This window comes from Stieleria sp., assembly GCF_041595215.1.
In the GTDB taxonomy this organism is placed as follows: domain Bacteria; phylum Planctomycetota; class Planctomycetia; order Pirellulales; family Pirellulaceae; genus Stieleria; species Stieleria magnilauensis.
The window spans coordinates 1-4,980 of the sequence record NZ_JBFHKV010000633.1 but is presented as its reverse complement, the minus strand read 5'-3'; the positions used below and the strand labels follow the sequence as shown (position 1 = coordinate 4,980).

Here is a 4,980-nt window from a genome sequence, read left to right as displayed (position 1 = left end):
GGTGCCTGCGGTTGCGAACCGAACACCGGTGACGGCTGCGGCATGATGTGTGGGCTGCCGCACAAGTTTCTCGCCAAGGTGGCCAAGGAAGACTTGGGCGTCGACTTGCCCGAGCCGGGGCGATTCAGTGCCGGGCTGGTCTTCCTGCCCCAGGACGACGCCGAGCGGGCCGAGTGCAAGCAAACGATTGAAAAGCTGATCGCCGATCGCGGTCAGGTGTTCTACGGCTGGCGCGACGTGCACCAGGCGACCGATTTCGCTGATGTCGGTCCCACCGCACGTGCCGCCGAACCGGTGATCGAACAGTTGTTTGTCGGTGCCGCCGATGGACTCAAGGGCGAAGCGTTCGAGCGTGAGCTGTACATGATTCGCAAGCGTGCCAGCCACCTGTTGCGCGGCAGCAAGACGCTCAAGCAGGCGCTGATGTTCTACATTTGCTCGCTCAGCACCAAAGTGATCATCTACAAGGGGATGCTGACGCCGGCGCAGCTGTTGCCGTACTTCCCCGATCTCCGCGACCCGGATTTCGAAACGCACCTGGCGATGGTCCACAGTCGATTTTCGACCAACACGTTCCCCAGCTGGGACCGCGCCCAGCCGTTGCGATTCATGAGCCACAACGGCGAGATCAACACGCTGCGTGGCAACAGCAACTGGATGAAGGCGCGTCAGGGGACCGCCGAAAGCAAGTTGTTCGGCGATGAGTTGCAAAAACTGTTTCCCGTCGTCGAGCCCGATTGCAGCGATTCGGGAACGTTCGACAACGTGCTCGAGTTCCTGTTGATGAACGGGCGCACGTTGCAGGAAGCCATCATGATGATGGTTCCCGAAGCCTGGCAGAAACACGACTCGATGAGCGAAGACAAGCGGGCGTTCTACGAGTATTTCTCGTGCATGATGGAACCCTGGGACGGCCCGGCATCGATCGCGTTTACCGACGGCAAGTACATCGGCGCGACGCTCGACCGAAACGGTTTGCGTCCCAGTCGCTACTACGTCACCCACGACGACCGCGTGATCATGGCCAGTGAGGTCGGCGTGTTGCCGGTTGATCCGGCCATCGTCAAAGAGAAGGGCCGTTTGCAACCGGGCAAGATGTTCCTGATCGATTTTGAACAGGGGCGACTGATTCCCGACGAGGAGCTGAAAACCAATTTCGCCAAAGCGATGCCTTATGGCGACTGGCTCCGTCAAGAGCGTATCCGTCTGTCGGACCTGCATCCGGAAGCGGAACCGCACGGGTTTGACAGCGACACGCTGCTGCACCGCATGCAGGCGTTCGGGTACACCAGCGAAACGATGAATTTCATGTTGCGTCCGCTGGTCCGAGACCTGCGTGACCCGGTCGGTTCGATGGGCAACGACAGCGCGCTGGCGTGTCTGTCGGACAAGCCCCGCATGATCTATGACTATTTCAAGCAGCTATTCGCGCAAGTCACCAACCCGGCGATCGATTCGATTCGCGAAGAGGTGATCATGTCGCTGGAATGCTACATCGGGCCCGAGCAAAACCTGTTGGACGCGACGCCGGCGCACTGTCACCGTTTGTTGGTCGAGCACCCGATTCTGACCAACGAGGAACTCGCCGCGCTGTCCCACATCAACCACGAGGGCTGGCAAAGTCGCGTGATCGACATCACGTTCGACCGCAGCGAAGGCAAGGCGGGGCTGCAAGCAACGCTGGACCGAATCTCGGCCGAGGCGGAATCGGCGGCCGACGACGGGATTGAATTGGTGGTGCTTTCAGACCGCAAGATCGGACCCAACCGTGTTCCGGTCAGCGCCCTGTTGGCGACCGGAGCGGTCCACCATCACCTGGTCAAACAGGCCAAGCGGACGCGAATCGGGTTGGTCGTCGAAACGGGCGAGGCTCGCGAGGTCCACCACCACTGCCTGTTGATCGGTTACGGTGCCGATGCGATCAATCCCTACCTGGCCTTTGAAGCCCTCTGGCAAGCACGCCGCGACGCGTTGATGGATCCGTCGCTGGATGATGACAAAATTGTCGCCAGCTATCGAAAGGGCGTCGCCAAGGGCATGCTCAAGGTGATGGCCAAGATGGGGATCAGCACGCTGCAAAGCTACAAGGGTGCCCAGATCTTTGAAGCCCTGGGATTGAAGGACGAAGTGATCGCCAAGTGCTTTGTCGGAACGGCCAGCCGAATTCAGGGCGTTTCCTTTGACGTGATCGCCGAAGAAACGCTCCGTCGCCACGCGTTGGGGTATCCCAAACGCAAGAGCGATAACTTGCCGACCCTGCCCAACCTGGGCGAGTACCATTGGCGGGCCGAAGGTGAAAAGCACGCTTGGTCGCCCGATTCGATCGCCGACTTGCAGATCGCCGCGCGGAACAACAACGAAGACGCGTACTGGAAGTTCGCTGACAAAATTAATTCCGACAACCGCTCCCGCTGCACCCTTCGCGGCCTGCTGCGGTTCAAGGAAACCGGAAACTCGATCCCGTTGGAAGAGGTTCAACCGGCGTCGGAAATCGTCAAACGGTTCTGCACCGGCGCGATGAGCTTCGGCAGCATCAGTGCCGAATCGCACGAGACGTTGGCGATCGCGATGAACCGTCTGGGCGGGAAAAGCAACACCGGCGAAGGCGGTGAAGACCCGTTGCGATTCCAACCGCTCGAAAACGGCGATTCCAAACGTTCGGCGATCAAACAAGTCGCCTCGGGCCGCTTCGGCGTCACGATCGAATACTTGACCAATGCCGATGAGATTCAGATCAAGATCTCGCAGGGTGCCAAGCCGGGTGAAGGCGGTGAGCTGCCGGGGAAGAAGGTCGATGACAACATCGCCCGAATTCGTTACAGCACGCCGGGTGTGGGCCTGATCAGTCCTCCGCCGCACCACGACATCTACTCGATCGAAGACCTGGCGCAGTTGATTCACGATTTGAAGAACGCGAATCGTGCCGCCCGGATCAGCGTCAAACTGGTTTCCGAAGTCGGCGTCGGTGTGATCGCCAGTGGTGTTGCCAAGGCGTTCGCCGATCACATTCTGATCTCCGGTGACACCGGCGGAACCGGGGCGTCGCCGTTGACCAGTATCAAACATGCCGGTTTGCCGTGGGAGTTGGGGATTGCCGAGACGCACCAGGTGCTGGTGTTGAACAATCTGCGTAGCCGCGTGGTGTTGCAGACCGACGGTGGACTCAAGACCGGACGCGACGTCGTGATCGCCGCATTGCTCGGGGCCGAAGAGTTCGGCTTTTCGACCGCGCCGCTGATCACGCTCGGTTGCATCATGATGCGGAAGTGCCATCTGAACACCTGCCCGGTCGGGATCGCGACTCAGGATCCCTACCTGCGTGAGAAGTTCACCGGCAAGCCGGAGCATGTCGTCAACTACCTGTTCATGGTGGCCGAAGAAACGCGTCGCCTGATGGCCGAACTCGGTTTCCGAACGATCGATGAAATGGTCGGCCGCAGCGACGTGTTGCACACCGACGACGCGATCAAACACTGGAAAGCGGACGGTTTGGATTTGACCGCGATCTTGCGAGTGGCTACCAAGCCGCACCCGGACGTTCAAGTGATTTGCAGCCAGACCCAAGATCACGGGCTGGAAAAATCATTGGACATGACGGTGTTGTTGGACCAGGCACGCAAGTCGATCGAAACCAAAGAGCCGATTGTGATCGAATCACCGATCATCAATATCAACCGTACCGTGGGAACGATCCTCAGCAACGAGGTCGCCAAGGTCTACGGCCAAATGGGGCTGCCCGACGACACGATTCGACTTCAATTGACCGGATCGGCGGGTCAAAGTTTGGGGGCCTTCTTGGCCCACGGCATCACCATCGATCTGGAAGGCGACGCCAACGATTACGTCGGCAAGGGGCTCAGCGGTGGTCGCATCATCGTCTATCCGCCCAAGCAGAGCAGTTTCAAGTCGCAAGACAACATCTTGGTCGGCAACGTGTGCTTGTACGGGGCGACCGGCGGAGAAGCGTTTTTCCGCGGTCGTGCGGCCGAGCGGTTCTGTGTGCGAAATAGCGGTGCCAAGACCGTCGTCGAAGGCGTCGGCGATCATGGTTGTGAATACATGACGGGCGGTCGCGTCGTGATCCTCGGAGAAACCGGACGGAACTTTGCCGCCGGAATGTCCGGCGGGATCGCCTACGTCTGGGATCGCAGCGGTGATTTCAATATCAAGTGCAACCTGGCATTGGTCGAACTGGAGCGGATCGACGATTCGGACGAGGAAGCCGAAATCAAAGAGTTGATCACTCGGCACAAGCAGTACACCGGTAGCGAAGTCGCCGCCGAAGCACTCGAGGATTGGGACACGTTCATGTCACAGTGCGTCAAAGTCATGCCCGTGGACTACAAACGCGTGCTGCTGGCACAGAAAGAACAAGCAGCCCCCGTGGGGTAAGCTTCCAGCCCAATCCGCAAGCGTCCCCAGCTTGCCGCAACAACTTTATTTCCAATACATCCAAAACGTAAGACCAAGAGCAGACTGATGGGAAAGCCAACCGGATTCAAAGAGTTTGATCGTAAGAAAGTACCGTGGCGATTGCCGGTCGTTCGGCTGAACGATTACGACGAAATCTACACCGAACACAAAATCGATCATCTCCGCGAACAAGGCGCCCGTTGCATGGATTGCGGCGTCCCGTTTTGTCAGTCCGGCACGGGGTGTCCGATCGATAACTTGATTCCCGAATGGAACGACTTGGTCTACAACAACCGTTGGAAGGAAGCGATCGAGCGGTTGCACAAGACCAACAACTTTCCCGAGTTCACCGGACGCACGTGTCCGGCGCCGTGCGAGGGATCCTGTGTGTTAGGGATCAATCACCCGCCGGTGACGATCAAGAACATCGAAAACGCGATCGTCGACCGGGCTTGGGAAGAGGGCTGGATCGTGCCCGAACCGCCGGAAAGCCGGACCGGTAAATCGGTTGCGATTGTCGGCAGCGGCCCGGCCGGTTTGACCGCGGCGGATCAGTTGAACAAAGCC

General features: G+C 59.0%; 1 protein-coding gene and 1 pseudogene. Both read left to right on the top strand.

All coding sequences use genetic code 11. The features are described from left to right. The coding region (gltB, locus tag ABX749_RS21470) for a glutamate synthase large subunit (RefSeq protein ID WP_372897784.1) at positions 1 to 4,392 on the top strand (4,392 nt) is incomplete at its 5' end. Between the two features lie 87 nt (positions 4,393 to 4,479). After that, positions 4,480 to 4,980 (top strand): annotated as a pseudogene (gltD, locus tag ABX749_RS21465) (glutamate synthase); the annotation flags it as partial.